Annotated in this window: 15 protein-coding genes and 1 CRISPR repeat array; all 15 genes read left to right on the forward strand. The window is 37.4% G+C overall.

What is annotated here, in order from left to right; genetic code table 11:
- Positions 1-598: 598 nt before the first annotated feature.
- The 15 genes from WMO75_RS10265 to WMO75_RS10335 all read left to right on the forward strand — a co-directional run bounded on the left by WMO75_RS10265 (position 599) and on the right by WMO75_RS10335 (position 17640).
- The gene (locus tag WMO75_RS10265; protein WP_349077983.1) at positions 599-2017 is read left to right on the forward strand and encodes a GH25 family lysozyme; all 1419 of its coding nucleotides are present in this window, start codon (positions 599-601) and stop codon (positions 2015-2017) included.
- Between the two features lie 96 nt (positions 2018-2113).
- Complete coding sequence (locus WMO75_RS10270; protein WP_291519677.1) at positions 2114-2728, forward strand: metallophosphoesterase; 615 nt, start codon at positions 2114-2116, stop codon at positions 2726-2728.
- The gene (locus WMO75_RS10275) at positions 2716-2913 is read left to right on the forward strand and encodes a hypothetical protein (protein WP_291580737.1); all 198 of its coding nucleotides are present in this window, start codon (positions 2716-2718) and stop codon (positions 2911-2913) included. The genes WMO75_RS10270 and WMO75_RS10275 overlap by 13 nt, the downstream gene beginning before the upstream one ends.
- The gene (locus WMO75_RS10280; protein ID WP_291580740.1) at positions 2852-3370 is read left to right on the forward strand and encodes a PAS domain-containing protein; all 519 of its coding nucleotides are present in this window, start codon (positions 2852-2854) and stop codon (positions 3368-3370) included. Before WMO75_RS10275 ends, WMO75_RS10280 begins: the two co-directional genes overlap by 62 nt.
- 131 nt (positions 3371-3501) lie before the next feature.
- Positions 3502-3636 carry a hypothetical protein gene (locus WMO75_RS10285; RefSeq protein WP_349077985.1) on the forward strand — a complete coding sequence of 45 codons (135 nt, stop codon included), beginning with the start codon at positions 3502-3504 and terminating at the stop codon, positions 3634-3636.
- 39 nt (positions 3637-3675) lie between these two features.
- Positions 3676-4389, forward strand: coding sequence for a flavodoxin family protein (locus WMO75_RS10290; protein WP_349077986.1), 714 nt, complete (start codon positions 3676-3678; stop codon positions 4387-4389).
- 290 nt (positions 4390-4679) lie between these two features.
- Positions 4680-5384, forward strand: a complete 705-nt coding sequence (gene cas6 / locus WMO75_RS10295; RefSeq protein WP_303223746.1) for a CRISPR-associated endoribonuclease Cas6 — start codon at positions 4680-4682, stop codon at positions 5382-5384.
- A gap of 22 nt (positions 5385-5406) precedes the next feature.
- Positions 5407-7158 carry a CRISPR-associated protein gene (locus tag WMO75_RS10300; RefSeq protein ID WP_349077987.1) on the forward strand — a complete coding sequence of 584 codons (1752 nt, stop codon included), beginning with the start codon at positions 5407-5409 and terminating at the stop codon, positions 7156-7158.
- Positions 7151-8065 carry a type I CRISPR-associated protein Cas7 gene (locus WMO75_RS10305; protein ID WP_349077988.1) on the forward strand — a complete coding sequence of 305 codons (915 nt, stop codon included), beginning with the start codon at positions 7151-7153 and terminating at the stop codon, positions 8063-8065. The genes WMO75_RS10300 and WMO75_RS10305 overlap by 8 nt, the downstream gene beginning before the upstream one ends.
- A 3-nt stretch (positions 8066-8068) precedes the next feature.
- Positions 8069-8809: a type I-B CRISPR-associated protein Cas5b gene (gene cas5b, locus WMO75_RS10310; protein ID WP_349077989.1), complete on the forward strand. Its 741-nt coding sequence runs from the start codon at positions 8069-8071 to the stop codon at positions 8807-8809.
- A 50-nt stretch (positions 8810-8859) separates the two neighbouring features.
- Complete coding sequence (cas3, locus tag WMO75_RS10315) at positions 8860-11424, forward strand: CRISPR-associated helicase Cas3' (RefSeq protein WP_349077990.1); 2565 nt, start codon at positions 8860-8862, stop codon at positions 11422-11424.
- Between the two features lie 37 nt (positions 11425-11461).
- Entirely contained in the window at positions 11462-11956 is a 495-nt protein-coding gene (gene cas4, locus WMO75_RS10320; protein WP_303223739.1) for a CRISPR-associated protein Cas4, read from the forward strand.
- A 32-nt stretch (positions 11957-11988) separates the two neighbouring features.
- Positions 11989-12987, forward strand: coding sequence for a type I-B CRISPR-associated endonuclease Cas1b (gene cas1b / locus WMO75_RS10325; RefSeq protein ID WP_303223738.1), 999 nt, complete (start codon positions 11989-11991; stop codon positions 12985-12987).
- Positions 12988-13012: 25 nt separating this feature from the next.
- Positions 13013-13303 (forward strand): CRISPR-associated endonuclease Cas2, encoded by a 291-nt coding sequence (gene cas2 / locus WMO75_RS10330; protein WP_303223737.1) that lies wholly within the window; start codon positions 13013-13015, stop codon positions 13301-13303.
- Positions 13304-13536: 233 nt separating this feature from the next.
- Positions 13537-17073: direct repeats of the CRISPR family, unit length 30 nt; unit sequence GATAAAGAGTAACATGAGATGTATTGAAAC.
- Between the two features lie 87 nt (positions 17074-17160).
- Positions 17161-17640 carry a DNA-deoxyinosine glycosylase gene (locus WMO75_RS10335; RefSeq protein ID WP_173906579.1) on the forward strand — a complete coding sequence of 160 codons (480 nt, stop codon included), beginning with the start codon at positions 17161-17163 and terminating at the stop codon, positions 17638-17640.
- The last annotated feature ends 56 nt before the right edge of the window (positions 17641-17696 follow it).

Below are 17696 nucleotides of genomic sequence, written 5' to 3' on the forward strand. Positions count from 1 at the left end.
TAACTGAACCGCCGGATGCGGAACCGCATGTCCGGTGGTGTGAGAGGTCGGCGGCAAAAGCCGTCTCCTACTCGATCGAAATACCAACCATTGATTACGATGTCATCATCTACGATATAGGTCCACACGGTTGACGAAACATAGGTGATATTCGGCACAAGCTCAATGTTCGCCACATTGGTGGTATCAATGCGATACACCTGATAGGCCCAACCGAACCACGAGGTCCCACAGGCCCAGGACATCCGGTATCGCCTTTCATGCCACGAGGTCTGGCAGGTCCCTGTTCTCCTCTTGAACCCTGCTCTCCACGAGGTCCTTCTGGTCCCATAGGTCCGGGAGGACCCTGGATCGTTACGTAAGTGCCACAGGATCCGCTGCAGTTATTACAACAATTTCTGGATTTATTATTTGGACAGTTCATAACAAAATTCCCTGCATAAAATTTGTAGTTGCTTATATATTATGCAGAAGTGCCGCATATGAGAAAAATACAGCGAAATAAATGAAACAGTCTGAGAAGACCAGTAAAATCACAGTTTGGAGACAAATGGAATATGGATATAGAGAGAAGCTTTTGCCATAAGGAGACGCGGCTATGGAAATCAAAAGCATTGATGTATCAAGTTATCAGGGGAAGCCCGACTGGGCGAAAGTAAAGAAGGCGGGCATAAATTTTGCAATTCTTCGAATCCATCAGAAAAACGGACCAGATACAAGTTTTGAACATAATTATAAGGGATGCAGGGCGAATAAGATTGCTGTGGGTGGATACAAATACAGTTATGCTCTGACAGAAGCGCAGGCATTAAAAGAAGCAGAAGAAACACTCGCAGTCCTTGACGGGCGCGAACTGGATCTTCCGGTATTCTATGATCTGGAATGGGAGAAACAGAGAAAACTTGGAAAAGAGGCAGTCGAGAAGATTGCGGTGGTTTTTCTGGATCATATCAAAAAAGCAGGATACAGGGTCGGAATTTATTGTAATGTAGACTGGTATCAGAATGTTCTGAGTACAAAATTGAAATCCTATGACTTGTGGCTTGCCAGATACCCGGCAAATGATGATGGAACTGTGCAGACACGCCTTAAGCCGGAGCAGGGAATCGGCTGGCAGTATTCCAGCAAGGGAAAAGTTGCCGGGATCAGCGGAAACGTGGATATGGATCTGTTTTACAAAGATTATAAAGAAAAAGCAGAAGAGAAGAAAAAAACTACAGGAAATAAGTTGGAGAAACACATAAAACTTGGAAATTATTATGCCAACTATGGCGGTAAGAAACCGTATCTGGAAAAAAAGAGCAATGCATATCTGGATGATTTTACCAGAAATGCCGGTAGCAAAAACTATACGAAATTTGCCCGTGATGTCAATAACTGGGGACAGCCTGGATGCCAGGGGCAGCCGTGGTGTGCAGTTTATCAGTTCTGGAAACTGGTCAAAATATTTGGCCTGGCGAGGGCACTGCAGATCATGGGCGGTGGTTTTTATAACTGTCGGAGTGTGACGCGGCATGCGAAACAAAAAGGAACCTGGCATAGTACGCCGAAGAAGGGTGCGCTGGTCGTGTTCCGAAATGGGGCACATATTGGATCCATTACGAAATATGATGACATTTATATTTATACAAACGAGGGAAATACATCCAGTACACCAGGTGTTGTAGCCAATGGCGGGTCATGCCGCAATAAAAAATACAAACGTACAGATCCGGCGATTGACGGGTATGTATGGATTGATTATGGCACTGCCTCCGACCAGAGATCCACAGAAACAGCAATCCATCTTGACAAGACTCCAAAGTGGGTGGGAATGGTGAATACAGCAGAACTCAATGTGCGCTCCTGGGCAGGTACAGAGTATCCAAGGATCAAGAAGTATCCGCTTCTTGCACAGCACAATCTTGTTGACGTGTGCAATACGATCAAAGCCGACGACGGCACAGCCTGGTATTATGTTCGGATCGTGAACAAATATTATGGTTTCGTGGCGGCCCGTTACATTACAAAAGTGTAAAAAATGAAAGCCCTGAGATAATACTGATAGTAGGCAGAGCAGCTTTTTTCCTGTACAATGGGAAATAACACAGGAAGAAAGAGGGCGATAAGGATTATGAATATGTGGCTTATTTTGATGATCGTCCTGGCAGTTTTGTCTTTTGCAGGGATTTTGTATCTTGCGAACAGGATTGGGAAATTTGCATTTATCAGAAAAATAACAAAAGGCAAAAAAGGATTCAGCACACTGACAGGACTTCTGATTGCTGTAGTTTATACCGCAGTTATCTGGATGGCATGGGGTTCTATGAATGCTATTGTGTGTATTCTGCATCTGATCGTATTCTGGATGGTCAGCGAAGCGATTTTTGCCCTGATCACAAAGATACGCAAAAAGACATTTGCAAAATATTATGCCGGGATCGTGGCGATCGTTTTTACTGTATGTTATCTTGCAGCAGGCTGGTATCAGGCACATCATGTGTGGGAGAAGAAGTATGAGATACAGACAGATAAAGAAGTCAGGAATCTTAAGGTGGCAGTTTTTTCCGATTCACATACAGGAACGACATTTCATGGAGAAGGTTTTGCGGAACATATGAAGACCATTGAAGCACAGAATCCGGATGTTGTACTGATCGTTGGCGATTTTGTGGATGATGATACGACGAAGGAAGACAGGACAAGTCTGAGGATTATGCAGGAGGCCGTGAGACGATGGAAGAACTGACAGCTGATCTGGATCCGGACAAGTTTTCTATCGTTCTGGATCATCAGCCACAGGATTATGAGGCACAGGCAAAGGCGGGCGTTGATCTGGTGCTTTCCGGGCATACCCACGGCGTACAGACTGGTGAGGAAGCAGCTGGATATTATTACTTCTGCGATTCCGGGCGGCATAAAGATCAGCAATGATGATGAGAGTTATTCTTTCAAGTATGTTTCGGAGCAGTATGCAGCGATGCTTGGCTATACTGTGGAGGAATTTATGGAGGCATCGAATGGCTCTGTTGTCGGGATCGCACATCCGGATGATCTGGAAAGCGGCATTGCTGAGGCTCTGGAACAGTACAAAAAAGCAGATCATTATGAGATCACGTATCGAATGAGATGTAAGGATGGTTCCTGGAAATATATTGAAGATCATGACCACAAAGTTTTCGCGCCGGATGGTAAGATCGAGCACCGTAACCTGATTCTTGACAAGAATGAACTGGTGCAGAAGACGATCGAGCTGGAAAGTGAGAAGAAGGCAAATGCGGCCAAAACAGCCTTTCTTTCGAGAATGTCCCATGACATCCGCACACCACTGAATGGGATCATCGGGCTTCTTGAGATCGACCGCAGACAAAATAACTTCGACAGAACATGAACAGAAACGTCCTGAAAAGCAGGTGAACCTTGCAGGGGTCAAGGTGCTTCTGGCAGAGGATAACGAGCTGAACAGAGAAATCGCGAAAGTTCTTCTGGAGGATGAAAAGATGATCGTGACGGAAGTATGCAATGACTGCCAATGCTTTCACCGAGGACCGTCAGCAGACCAGGGAAGCAGGAATGAATGAACATATCGCCAAGCCCCTCGATGCAAAGCTGCTGATGAGGAAGATCATGGAGTATTGTAAGCGCAGGGATGCATAAAGTAGATAGAAGAGATATAACAGGAAAGGAAGCGATACTGTGAAAATTACAGTTATACATGGTCAGAACCATAAGGGGAATACGTATATGATTGCGCATGAACTTGCGGAAAAGATCGGCGGGGAGGTGACGGAATTTTTCCTGCCGCGTGATTTTGATGAACCATGTCTCGGATGCTGGACGTGTTTTAACAAGGACCTGACACATTGCCCGCATTATAAGAAGCTCAAGCCTCTTATGGATGCGATGGATGAGGCGGATGTAGTAATTCTGGCAAGCCCGGTATATGTGTATCATGCGACCGGGCAGATGATGTCCTTTCTGGATCATTTTGGTACGAGATGGATGGTGCACCGGCCGGATGCACGTGCCTTCCAGAAGCAGGGCGTGGCGATTGCGACAGCTGCCGGCGGTGGCATGGCGAGCACGACGAAGGATCTTTACCACAGTATGTTTTTCTGGGGCTATCCGCGGATCTACCGCATGGGATTTGCTGTCAGGGCAGCGAAGCCATCCGAGATCCCGGAAGATATCCAGAAGAAGATCCACCAGGAGACCGACCGGATGGCAGCAAAGATCCGAAAAAATCATGCCCCATTCAAACCAACACTCAAGACCCGCATGTGGTTTTCGATGATACGCTGGATGCACAAAGCATTCTGGAAGTTCGAGCCGGATTATGGCTACTGGGAAGAACATGGATGGCACGGTAAGAACAGGCCGTGGAAGGTGAAACGGAAGAAAAGAGGATAAATAAAAAATCCCTCTAACAGAAATTTAAGGAAGCTATTAGATAGCTGAAAATTTTCTGTTAGAGGGATTTTTTAATTTACATCATATGTTACGCTTAAATTAAAAAAACAAACATTTACATGTTTCAATACATATGAATATGTTACTCTTGATAAAAATTATTTTATTATAAATTGATAAATATTGCAAACAATTTTTGAAGCAATAAAAACCATTTAGCTTGTATAAATTGGAAAAATGGATTATCATATAAACAAACATATACATTGATAGATAATAGGGGGAGGATAATGAAAACAAAATTAAAAGTCTGCGAAATTCGAGTACGGGTGTATTTGCTAAAGGACATTCCTTTTAAAGAATTGCAGAATGTGCTGGCGAATTTTATAGATTCTGCGTTATGTCAGAATGAGAAGTTGATTTCTTTTCATGAAGAAAATAGATATAAATTCTATAGTATTGGGACTTTGTGGCCTGTAGAAAGAGGAATGACATATAAAAAAGATCAGATATATGCATTGACAGTCAGAACAACGGATGCTGAACTTGCGCGATATTTTTCAGATGTGTTGCGAAACCACTATACAAAGATAATAAAAGGTTTAACAGTAGAAAATCGTATTATTCCGAGAAAAAGAATAGGAGAATTGTTTGCGTTAAGCCCGGTTATTATAAAGTCAGATGAGGGGTACTGGAGAAGTCATATGAGTCTTGATGAATATGAAAAGAGACTATTTGCTAATACAGTAAAAAAATATAACTCTTTTACAGGAGAACAAATAGAGGAAGATTTTCCATTGTATACGAACATTACATTTTTAAATAAACATCCGATCGTTTGCGGATATAAAAATATTAGTTTATTGGGAGATAAATTAAGATTGCAAATAGCAGATGATGAAAAAAGCCAGGAACTTGCATATTTCATATTAGGGACCGGGCTTGGTGAAGCTAATAGCCGTGGGGCAGGATTTTGTAATTTTCGATGGATTTAAAGAAGATTAAAGGGGTGATTACGTGCTAAAAGACTGTCTTGAAGTATTTGAAAGACAAATGGAAAAGGTGAGAATAAAAGGCAGAGGAGAAGATTCTTTAATATTAGATTCTTATATTCCGGCAGATGGGTGCTACATTCTGGTAAATTCAAAAGGTGAAATAATCTGCCAGGTGGATTTAAAATTTAATAAAAAAACCAAACAAATGGAAGGAATTTCCGAACGACACTATGATAAATTATGCTTTTTTGATTATCATAGCCGTCTTGTGAGCATGGATAAGCCGGTAGATTCCAAAAAAGTTATCCATTCAAATAATTATCTTTCTTTTTGGGTGAAGCAGGAGAATCTAAGTAATGGTAAATTAAACGAGGAAGCAATCGACCGTTACTTTGATGTGCTGAGTAATCCAGAAAAAAAATATTCAAAATCCAAAGATAGACAAATGTATGAATATATAGCTGATCAACTTGTTGAAATTAATGAAGAAAAACTGGAACGTTGCCGAAACTGGATAAAAAAATATATTTTTAATCTTGAAGAACTGGGAATTTCTTTATCCGGAAAAAATTATTTAAAAATATTTTTCGAAGAAGACAGAGAATGTTATCTTCAGGAAGAACAGAGATATCTGATTACAAAAATTTTTAATAAAAATGATTATAACCAGGAAATTGATAAAAAAATCTGGGGATTGCCAAACGACAATTTGGGGATGAATCAGAAAAAACCATATATGGCACATAAGACAAGGAAAGTAGAATTACCTTATATGGTTACAGCACAAGAGGCAGTTTTGCAGAAAAAATTTTTTGATTATTTATATAATCAGGCAGCAGCTGGAAAAGTAAATATTTATATTGATCCAGAAAAAGGAGAAATCAGAGCTTTTTCCAAAGAAGAAAGAATGCAAATGGATTTCACAGGTTATTATCTGTATATACAAAAAGGAACAGAAGCGCAGATCATGCATCAGGATGTTATTGTGGATTATCGCTATCATTTGCGAAAACGCTTTCACTATATAAATGTATTTTACAGAGAAACAGAAGATGAAATTTATAAAGATTATGGAACAATGGAGCAAGTGGAGAATTTGCTTAACGAAATTTTATTTTCGAAATGGCTGGTTTCTAATTATTTTACTCCGGTGGATGAATTACAGATTTCTGGTGAGATAGCACGGAATTTAATATGTTCAAGAGACGGGATTTTTGCATGGCTCTATAAAAATGAAACACAGAATATATGTACGGTTTTATCTAAAGTGAGTATGAACTTGATAAAGGACTCTATAAGAAATGGTTACATTTCCAAAGCAGTGAAACAATTTAATTTAAAATGTTCACTGGAAGAATATTTTTCGGGAGGAGAGAAAATGAGTACAGATTATGAAGCAATCCAAAAAAAGTTGAGGAGAAAAATTCTAAGCAAAGAAACAGAAGTGATTGTGAGTGATGAAGAATATTATTATGCAGTTGGCCAGCTTGTGAATTATTTCATTTCACTCAGTAAAACAAAGGATAAAAAGCATTCTCTGGCAAATCCTTTTTTTAATATCAAAAATGATCAGGTATTGAAAGAGAAGCTGCGACAGTATTTTATGAAATATAATTATCAGCTAGATTGTGCGGAAACTCGATTTAATAATCTTTATGCAATGATATGCAATTATACAAATGCGGAAAAGATAGATCAAAATTCTATGATCGCGGGCTATATTAATAACAATATTTTACAGAAAAAAGACCAGGAGGAACGTGTAAATGAATAAAAGAGTATACGGAGTATTAGGGATTGTTTCTATTATGGCAAACTGGAACGCGGATTTTTCTGGTTATCCTAAGACGACTTCAGATGGACATGTATTTGGAAGTGACAAGGCACTGAAGTACCCAATGAAAAAAATGTGGGACAATGAGAGAAAAAAAGTTCTGTATATTAAGTCAATGAAGTTCAGTGAAAAAGATTCCTCTCTTGTGCCAAGAGCGCTGGCCGAGCGTTATGAGTATATTTTTGGCGAAAAAGTAGAAAAAGATTCAAAGAAAACGTTGGAAAATTTGTTTTCGGCAGTAGATGTAAAAAATTTTGGCGCGACCTTTGCAGAAGCAAAGAACAATATTTCTATTATGGGTGCAGTTCAATTTGGACAGGGATTTAATAAATATTCAGATACACAAGCAGAAGAACAGAATATATTATCTCCATTCAGAGACGATAAAAAAGATAAAGAGGCAAAAAATTCAACATTAGGAACCAAAATTACGAGTAATGAAGCACACTACTTCTATCCGTTTGTAATTAATCCGCTGGCATATAAAGAATTTCAGGAATTGGGAGTTACAAATGGATATACAGAGGAAGATTATCAGAATTTCAAAAGAACGGCATTGGTATCAGCTACGGCATTTGCTACAAATGCAAAAGAAGGATGCGAAAATGAATTTGCGCTTTTTGTTGAAACAGAATCTGACTTATATCTTCCGAATCTGACAGAATACATTTCTTTTGAGAAGGGAGAAAAAAATAAAATTAATCTGGAACAATGTGCAGAGTTTTTGCAGGAACTCGAGCAAAGGATCGAGAGTATTGAAATTTATTATAATCCTTATACAACGGAACTTGAGGGAGAAATTAAGGGGGCAAAGAAATTTAATATTATTACACAAAAAGAGGTGTGATGTATGCGTGCTTTGAAATTTACTCTCAGTGGAAGGAATGCCTTTTTTAAAAAGCCCGAAGTAAATACATATGGATATTTTACCTATGGTCAGATCCATAAGGTGGCGTTATTGGGGATTCTTGGAGCGATTGTGGGATATAAAGGTTATGGTCATGCTGGGATATATCCGGAGTTTTATGAGAGATTAAAAGACCTGAAAGTTTCTATTGTACCTCGGAATCCACAGGGATATATATCAAAAAAGGTGCAAATGTTTAATAATACGGTAGGATATGCGTCACAGGAACAGGGAGGCAATCTGATCGTAAGAGAGCAGTGGCTGGAAAATCCGATATGGGATATTTATATTTTTATGGACTGCGAAGAAGCAGATAAGATTGCTGAAATGATTCTGGAAAGAAAGTGTGTGTATATCCCTTATCTGGGGAAAAATGATCATTTGGCAGATATTTATAATGCAGAAATTGTAGAGTTGGAAAATGCACAATGTGAAAGCACAGTATTATCGTGTCTTTATCTTAAAAAAGATGGGAAATTTGAAATTGCTGATGAGGACGATGAAGATGACTATGATGACGATGAGGAAACTCCAGAATTTAAATATGAAGAGAAACTTCCGGTTGGAATAGACAGTCATATGAATTTATATGAATATGAAAATTTCTGTTATACAAATATAAAAGTCAGAATCGAAGAAAAGAAGATTTTTAAAACTGAAAATCGTATGCTTATATTTTATTAGACAGAATCCCGCAGGAATTGCGGGATTTTGTTGCAAGGGGGGGGATATTTATGAGTAGTGATTTTATTGATTTAAGAGAAGTGCAAAAGGAAACTGCACATTGCTATGCGCATAGAAAAGAAATAGCAGAACAGAAAGAAACATTAATAGAGCATACCATGTTATGTCAGAAATATTATAAGAAAATAATACAGGATAAACAGATACAAACTATTTTCAAAAAGTTTGAAGAACTATATTTTACGGATATGAGTCAAGAAGGAATCTGCTTTTTTGAAAAGATGAGAGATAATGTTATTTCTTTTCATGATATTGGAAAGATCAATCCGAGATTCCAGGAAAAGAACATGAAGAATTGCATGTTAAAGGGCAAGGCGAGACCACATAATAATGTAGGAAGTAAACACTCGATTTTGTCTGCTGTACTGTATCTGAATTATTTTCTTAATGAAGTTTCTAAGATAGAAAATCTGAAAGAACGAAAAATTTTAAGAGATTTTATTTATATTCATTCATTCCTGATTGCCAGACATCATGGAGTCCTTAACGATTTTCAAATATATTTGGATAGTTTTACAGAAACTGAAGGAAGCGCATTGGGATGGTATGCACAGCAATGGTTAAAAAAATGGATGGAAGAAGATGAAGGACAGAAAATAAAGAAAGTATATTTGAAAAAAGAGCAGAAGGGGCGTATGTTTGAACGACTTGCAGAGGACGACAGTTCTCAGCAGGTGTATTTATTTGGATATACGAGGTTATTATTTTCGCTTTTGGTAGCGGCTGATTATTATTCAACATCAGAATATATGAACAATGTGCAATTAAAAAAGTCTGGGCAGTTGAATGATATATCCAATATTATAGAAGCATATGAAAAAACAAAAATACAATTAAGTATTCGCAGCTATGAGAAAACAAAATATCCACAGAAAAAAGAAGTATTGATGAAAAGAAAAAAATCGGAGGTGATTAATGATTTAAGAACGGAAATGTTTTTAGATGCGGAAAAGACATTAAAAGAGCATATGAATGACCATCTTTTTTATTTGGAGGAGCCGACAGGAGCTGGAAAAAGTAATACTGCATTGAATTTGAGCTTTCAGATTGTAAAGTCAGGGAGGGACATTAATAAAATTTTTTATATTTATCCGTTTAATACTCTTGTGGATCAGAATATTGAAAGCATGAAAAAAATCTTTGGAGACAGAGAGGATATTATGGATCAGATTGCAGTGGTCAATTCACTGGTTCCTATGAAAGAAGAAAAGGATGAATATGAGGAAGGTGCCAAGAAACGATATCAAAAAATTCTTTTGGACAGGCAATTTCTGAACTATCCAATTATTTTATCTACGCATGTAACATTATTTAAAACTTTGTTTGGCAATGAGAAAGAGGATGTTTTTGCATTTTATCAGTTATGTAATTCCGTGATCGTATTGGATGAAATACAAAGCTATAAAAATGCACTGTGGAGTGAGATTATAACTTTCTTAAAGAGTTATGCGAAACTGCTTAATATTAAAATCATTATTATGTCAGCGACTCTTCCAAATCTGGAAATGCTGACAGATCATAAAGAAGATGCGGTCATTTTGATTTCTCAGAAAGATAGATATTTTAAACATCCTGTTTTTGCAGAACGGGTTATTCCGGATTATAGTTTGTTAAAAGTGAAGATGACGTTAGAACTTTTGTGTAAGCATGTGCAGAAACAAGCATTACAAGAAAAGAAAATATTAATAGAATTTATCAGCAAAAAAAGTGCAGAAAACTTTTACAGGATGATAGTTGATACAGTGGATTGTGAAGTTTTGTTTATGAGTGGAGATAGCAGTATCTGGGAGAGGCAGAAGATAATTGAAAAACTTTCACATTTAAAATCGGTAATTCTTGTAGCAACACAGGTAATAGAAGCGGGCGTTGATATTGATATGGACATTGGATATAAAGACTGTTCAAAGCTAGACAGTGAAGAACAGTTTATGGGTAGGATCAACCGTTCCTGCAAAAGCGAGGGAATTGTATATTTCTTTAATTTGGATTCTGTCAGAACTGTTTATAGAGATGGAGATATTCGGATTGATGAAGATTTTACTGTTTTGCGGCCAGATATGCAGGAGATTTTAAAAACAAAAAGTTTTGAGGATTATTACGAAGAAATTCTGGAGATTGAAAAGCGCAAGAAGAATGGCGAAAATGAAAACAATCTGGAAAATTTTTTTAGAGAAGAAGTAGGAAAACTTAATTACCCGGAAGTTTCAAAAAAGATGCGTTTGATAGATGATCAAAGGGAAATGATGAATGTATTTCTTTCAAGAAACCTGATATTGCCAAATGGGGAAGAAGTGTGTGGAGACGAGATCTGGCAAGAATATGAATCATTATTACACGATCAGGAGATGGATTACAGCGAGCAGCGTGTCAGACTTCATGAGACGAAATGTAAGATGAATATGTTTGTTTATCAGATTGAAAAAGGAAGTACATTTCCTTGGGATGAGTATGAGCAGATTGGAGATATGTATTTTATAAAGAATGGAGATGATTATTTTGAAAATGGAATTTTGAACAGAGAAAAACTGGGAAGTGGAGGGGAAATGTTTTTTTAACAGTAAAAGAGTGGTTGAGCCACGAAGGAGGGATTAAATGCTGATAAATGGAACTCTGATGAACTATTATTTCCATTGCAAAAGACAATGCTATTTGCATGGGAATCGTTTAAACCTGGAAGATAACAGTGAACAGGTGAAAATTGGAAAAGCAATTCATGAAGAAAAGGCAGCGGAAAGTAAAAATACAGAACTGGCAATAGACAATATACGATTGGATAAGTTGACTAGAGATTATCTGACAGAAATAAAGAAATCTGATGCGGATGTAGAAGCTGCACGTTGGCAGCTCTTATATTATCTGAAGGTATTAAAGACAAAAGGAATTATAAGAAAGGGACGTCTTGAATTTGTAGAGAAAAATAAAACGGATAAAAAAACTGTTTACGTAGAACTTACGGAAGATAATGAAAAACAGCTGGAAGTCTATATAAAAGAAATAGAAAATCTCATACAACAAGATAACGTTCCAGAATGTCTCAATAAGCCTAAGTGTAAAAAGTGTGCATATTATGAATATTGTTATGTATAAGGAATAAATATCAGGAATGTGAGGGTGAAAATATGGGAAGTACAAGATATATTATGTCAATGGGTGAACTTACAAGAAAAGATAATTCCTTATGTTTTCGGAAGGATGGCAGAAATGTGTACATACCAATTGAAAATACAAGAGAAATTTATTGTTTAAATGAAGTGAGTATTAATACTAAGTTGCTGGATTTTTTATCGCAGAATCATGTGATGGTACATTTCTTTAATTATTACGGCGGCTACAGTGGAACTTTTTATCCGAGAGATCAGTATTTGAGTGGAAGATTGGTAGTAAAACAGGCAGAAAAATACAGTGTGGATCGTATGGATATAGCCCGTAAAATTGTTCGTGGAATAGGCATAAACATTTATGAAGTTCTTTACCATTACTATAAGCATGATAAAAAAGAAGTGAAAGAAACTCTGGATTGGATTCGTATAGTATTTTTTAAACAGGTTATGAGTGCAGAAAATGTAAAAGAACTGATGGCTTACGAAGGTGAAGTCTGGATACGTTTTTATCATGATTTTCAGTATTTTTTGCCAGAAGATTTTGTTATGAATAAACGAGTAAAACGTCCGCCGGATAATCCAATGAATGCTCTGGTATCGTTTGGAAATACTCTACTGTATACCAAGACAATAGCAGCAATTTATCAAACACATTTAGATCAGAGAATCAGTTTTTTACATGAACCATCAGAGGGAAGATTTTCACTGAGTTTGGATTTGAGTGAGGTATTTAAACCAGTTATTGTTTTCAGGACAATTTTTGATCTTGTAAATAATAGAAAATTGCAGGTAGAAAAACATTTTGAGAAAAAAGTGAATTACTGTATGCTGAATGAAGAAGGTAGAAAAATATTTATAGAAGCATTTGAGAAACGGCTGGAAAGTGTATTTCTTCATCCGAAATTGAAAAGAAAAGTTTCTTATCGGACTGCATTGAAATTAGATTGTTATAAGTTGATTAAAAATATATTAGAAAGAAAAGAATTTGTTCCATTTTCGCTTAAGGAAGGGATGTAGTGGACTATAAAAATGGAGAATGCCTATGAAAAAACAGTTAAATTATAATTATGCTTTTTTATTTTATGATGTTGGTGAAAAACGAGTGCAAAAAGTATTTAAAGTTTGTAAGAAATATTTGTCTCATTTTCAGAAATCAGTTTTCAGAGGAGATATGACACCTTCTAAATTTATCCAGTTAAGAAACGAACTGAATGGGGTAATTGATAAGGAAGAAGATTTTGTCTGTATTATAAAATTAATGAATGATAATGTGTTTGGCGAAGAAGTGATTGGAAATAAGAAGAAAGATAGTGGTGAGAATCTGATCTTGTAACAAAGAGATTTCCCTGTTGTTCTAAAAGAATGGCAGGGGAATCTGAGGGAAAAACATGAAAATTACCAGGCGGATTTTTGTGTAAAAGCCGGAAAGTGTTGAAAATACTGGAAGTATGCACGAATTAATCCCAAAATAAAGAATTGTCTAAGCGCCTGGTAAAAATCTTGCAATGCATTGTATTTTGCAGTATTATAAAAATGTTAGGTGTGAGAAATGCTGTAAAGTAGAGGGATAAAGAGTAACATGAGATGTATTGAAACGTAATAGTATTTCTAAAATCTTCGTTTGTGTTCCACGATAAAGAGTAACATGAGATGTATTGAAACGTGTCTGCTTCCGAATTATTGAAATGCTTTTATCTTGATAAAGAGTAACATGAGATGTATTGAAACAAATAACGGTCTGCCAGATCTTTCCTGCTCTTTGACGATAAAGAGTAACATGAGATGTATTGAAACTCTGCTGCCGTCACATGCCCGTGGCCTGCATATCGATAAAGAGTAACATGAGATGTATTGAAACATGTCCCAGAGCCTCCAATAGTGATAGTGTGAGTAGATAAAGAGTAACATGAGATGTATTGAAACATCTTAACGATATAACCAATTTCCTTTTCTTTGTCGATAAAGAGTAACATGAGATGTATTGAAACTTGACTTCCGAGATGCAGGGCTTCCAGCACGTAGATAAAGAGTAACATGAGATGTATTGAAACTAGCCCTTTTCATAGCCTTTTTCATATCCACTTTCGATAAAGAGTAACATGAGATGTATTGAAACAATAAGACCGTAGTCTGATCTTTGAATGCCTCCCGGATAAAGAGTAACATGAGATGTATTGAAACTTACCGGAATTGTCAATCGTGTCTTTCGTTCCTTCGATAAAGAGTAACATGAGATGTATTGAAACCCATGGACGGTTGTCGCAAGGACGTATCCACATTGATAAAGAGTAACATGAGATGTATTGAAACATTTTAAATATTTTATTTGGAAGGAGAGCGGCATAAGATAAAGAGTAACATGAGATGTATTGAAACCGTTCCTCCCCAGAGCAATCTGGCAGGCTGTACCGATAAAGAGTAACATGAGATGTATTGAAACATGTTGGGCGGCGATTATGACAGTTCCGAATTCGAGATAAAGAGTAACATGAGATGTATTGAAACTCGAAATCTAATCTGCGATTTCCATTGAGAGAAAGAGATAAAGAGTAACATGAGATGTATTGAAACTAATTTCCGTCAAGGACCTTAGCCATGTTGGTATCGATAAAGAGTAACATGAGATGTATTGAAACATATTCCGATACGAAGATTATTACTCCTACAAGATAAAGAGTAACATGAGATGTATTGAAACATCCTGACAAATCCGGTGTACATCGGGAAAATAGATAAAGAGTAACATGAGATGTATTGAAACATCGGAAGATATTTGTTTTCTTCTAACACAGAATCAAGATAAAGAGTAACATGAGATGTATTGAAACGGAAATCCTCGCTCTGTGGGAGCATCTTGAAATCCCGATAAAGAGTAACATGAGATGTATTGAAACTTACTTTCGATCAAGTTAATCAGATGTTCAACTAGATAAAGAGTAACATGAGATGTATTGAAACAGCCAATATCTTGTTTGTCACCATTCGGTTATCCGATAAAGAGTAACATGAGATGTATTGAAACTCCGTTGAGCATACCGACTTGCAAAGTCGCTAATAGGATAAAGAGTAACATGAGATGTATTGAAACTGCTGGAAGTGCCAATGACATACACCGGCCGCTGGATAAAGAGTAACATGAGATGTATTGAAACACAAAGACCGCAACAAAAGCAGTCAAAACGCCGTCGATAAAGAGTAACATGAGATGTATTGAAACCTTTACAAACCATTGAAAATCGCGTCAACCTTTACGATAAAGAGTAACATGAGATGTATTGAAACCGAATGTGATACGGAGAACGGCACACCAACACAATGATAAAGAGTAACATGAGATGTATTGAAACGTTACCGGGCTGGTAAGATCCCATCCCGATGTTGGATAAAGAGTAACATGAGATGTATTGAAACATGGTATAGAATCTGTCTCCATTTACAGCTGTCAGATAAAGAGTAATATGAGATGTATTGAAACGAGGCTACGGCCAAGGCAGTGCAGAGAATCCCCGAGATAAAGAGTAACATGAGATGTATTGAAACGCACTTGTCAGACACGCATTGATCGCCTGGTGTCCTGATAAAGAGTAACATGAGATGTATTGAAACGGATATGCTATCCCTTTTTCATCCAGATCATGTCTGATAAAGAGTAACATGAGATGTATTGAAACCATTGGTTGATATACAACGCCTGAGCCGCATTTGCGATAAAGAGTAACATGAGATGTATTGAAACCTTCAAATTCTGAAAAAACACCTTTTGTCATGGTGATAAAGAGTAACATGAGATGTATTGAAACGAATCTGGAGGAAGTGCAACAACAACCTCTTCCAGATAAAGAGTAACATGAGATGTATTGAAACACGGTAAAGCCATCTTCATAGGCTTTCTGTTCTATGGATAAAGAGTAACATGAGACGTATTGAAACCCAACAAATGCTGCTCCTTCCAATGTCTTATGGCGATAAAGAGTAACATGAGATGTATTGAAACGCCAGACGAGCCAACATTATTTGGAGAGGAGTAAAGATAAAGAGTAACATGAGATGTATTGAAACTCCGGTACGGTGAAACCTCCGTCCTCGTCGTTCCCGATAAAGAGTAACATGAGATGTATTGAAACCTCTGTATCTGGAAATGCAGGTGGTCTCGCTGGAAGGATAAAGAGTAACATGAGATGTATTGAAACTTGGCCGGATAGCGGGCGATCCAGAAATCGTATTTTGATAAAGAGTAACATGAGATGTATTGAAACACCCGTTTGGCTTCAATCTTCTTAGCAGTCCAGATAGATAAAGAGTAACATGAGATGTATTGAAACAATATTTGTCTGTTCTTTCTATCATTTTGTAAGAGGATAAAGAGTAACATGAGATGTATTGAAACATTACAGGATTAACAAGGCTTTTGAATGTATCTTCCGATAAAGAGTAACATGAGATGTATTGAAACTTGTGTTCTGGAGAGCACAAGTGTTGGTAGCAAGGTGATAAAGAGTAACATGAGATGTATTGAAACGTATGGGAAGATTGAAATTCAGCCCCCTGTTTTGGATAAAGAGTAACATGAGATGTATTGAAACTGATACCGGGAATCCGTCAGTACTTCCGGCGGATCGATAAAGAGTAACATGAGATGTATTGAAACATATACTGCATATCAACACTACACCAACACCACACGATAAAGAGTAACATGAGATGTATTGAAACCTGATTTTTATATATCTACTAAAACCTTGTATATTAGATAAAGAGTAACATGAGATGTATTGAAACATATCTTGTTTCTACCTTAAAAGAGAGGTGTGCGGATAAAGAGTAACATGAGATGTATTGAAACACGTCAATAATTGTGTAGCATCCACTTGCTAGTTTGATAAAGAGTAACATGAGATGTATTGAAACGAAGTGATGATGAAAATGCAATTGAGGCATTGGAAGATAAAGAGTAACATGAGATGTATTGAAACTCCTACATTCACCATGTTTTCAAGCACCACATAGATGATAAAGAGTAACATGAGATGTATTGAAATCTTGCGACTTGCAACGTAACGTTGGCGCATTACAGATAAAGAGTAACATGTGATGTATGAAGGAAATATGGTTATTTGGGCATGTTGTATCTAGGGAGAATGGACAACAGGCCGTGGAAGGTGAAACGGAAGAAAAGAGGATAAAGAAATTATGGAACATACAATAGACCCTGTATACGACGAACACTCACGGATATTGATACTTGGGAGTTTTCCGTCAGTGAAGTCCAGGGAGCAGAAGTTTTTTTACGGACATAAGCAGAACCGGTTCTGGAAAGTGCTTGCAGGGATTCTGGGATGTGAGGTGCCGCAGACGATAGAAGAAAAGAAAACAATGCTCCTTGAGCATCATATTGCCGTGTGGGATGTGATCCAGAGCTGTGAGATCGAGGGCTCTTCCGATGCGAGCATCCGCGATGTGGTCCCAAATGATCTGTCCGAAATACTGGACACTGCTGACATCCAGGCAATCTATACGAATGGCGGCAAGGCGTACGAGCTGTACTGTAAATATATTTACCCGGTAAATGGCATCGAGGCACATAAGCTTCCGTCAACCAGCCCTGCCAATGCAGGCTATTCCCTGGACCGGCTCAAAGAAGCCTGGTCACAGATTAGTGAGTTTAAATAAAAAAGCAAACAAAATCCCCATCCAATGTCAGCCTGATACTGACTGGATGGGGATTT

It is taken from the genome of Blautia intestinihominis, assembly GCF_040096655.1.
GTDB lineage: Bacteria > Bacillota > Clostridia > Lachnospirales > Lachnospiraceae > Blautia_A > Blautia_A intestinihominis.

What these genes read in the sequence shown, in the direction of transcription:
- WMO75_RS10270 (WP_291519677.1), top strand. Translation starts at nt 2,114, where the DNA reads ATGAATATGTGGCTTATTTTGATGATCGTCCTGGCAGTTTTGTCTTTT.
- cas3 (WP_349077990.1), top strand. Translation starts at nt 8,860, where the DNA reads ATGAGTAGTGATTTTATTGATTTAAGAGAAGTGCAAAAGGAAACTGCA.
- WMO75_RS10285 (WP_349077985.1), top strand. Translation starts at nt 3,502, where the DNA reads ATGACTGCCAATGCTTTCACCGAGGACCGTCAGCAGACCAGGGAAGCA.
- cas4 (WP_303223739.1), top strand. Translation starts at nt 11,462, where the DNA reads ATGCTGATAAATGGAACTCTGATGAACTATTATTTCCATTGCAAAAGA.
- WMO75_RS10265 (WP_349077983.1), top strand. Translation starts at nt 599, where the DNA reads ATGGAAATCAAAAGCATTGATGTATCAAGTTATCAGGGGAAGCCCGAC.
- WMO75_RS10335 (WP_173906579.1), top strand. Translation starts at nt 17,161, where the DNA reads ATGGAACATACAATAGACCCTGTATACGACGAACACTCACGGATATTG.
- cas1b (WP_303223738.1), top strand. Translation starts at nt 11,989, where the DNA reads ATGGGAAGTACAAGATATATTATGTCAATGGGTGAACTTACAAGAAAA.
- cas5b (WP_349077989.1), top strand. Translation starts at nt 8,069, where the DNA reads ATGCGTGCTTTGAAATTTACTCTCAGTGGAAGGAATGCCTTTTTTAAA.
- cas2 (WP_303223737.1), top strand. Translation starts at nt 13,013, where the DNA reads ATGAAAAAACAGTTAAATTATAATTATGCTTTTTTATTTTATGATGTT.
- cas6 (WP_303223746.1), top strand. Translation starts at nt 4,680, where the DNA reads ATGAAAACAAAATTAAAAGTCTGCGAAATTCGAGTACGGGTGTATTTG.
- WMO75_RS10305 (WP_349077988.1), top strand. Translation starts at nt 7,151, where the DNA reads ATGAATAAAAGAGTATACGGAGTATTAGGGATTGTTTCTATTATGGCA.
- WMO75_RS10275 (WP_291580737.1), top strand. Translation starts at nt 2,716, where the DNA reads ATGGAAGAACTGACAGCTGATCTGGATCCGGACAAGTTTTCTATCGTT.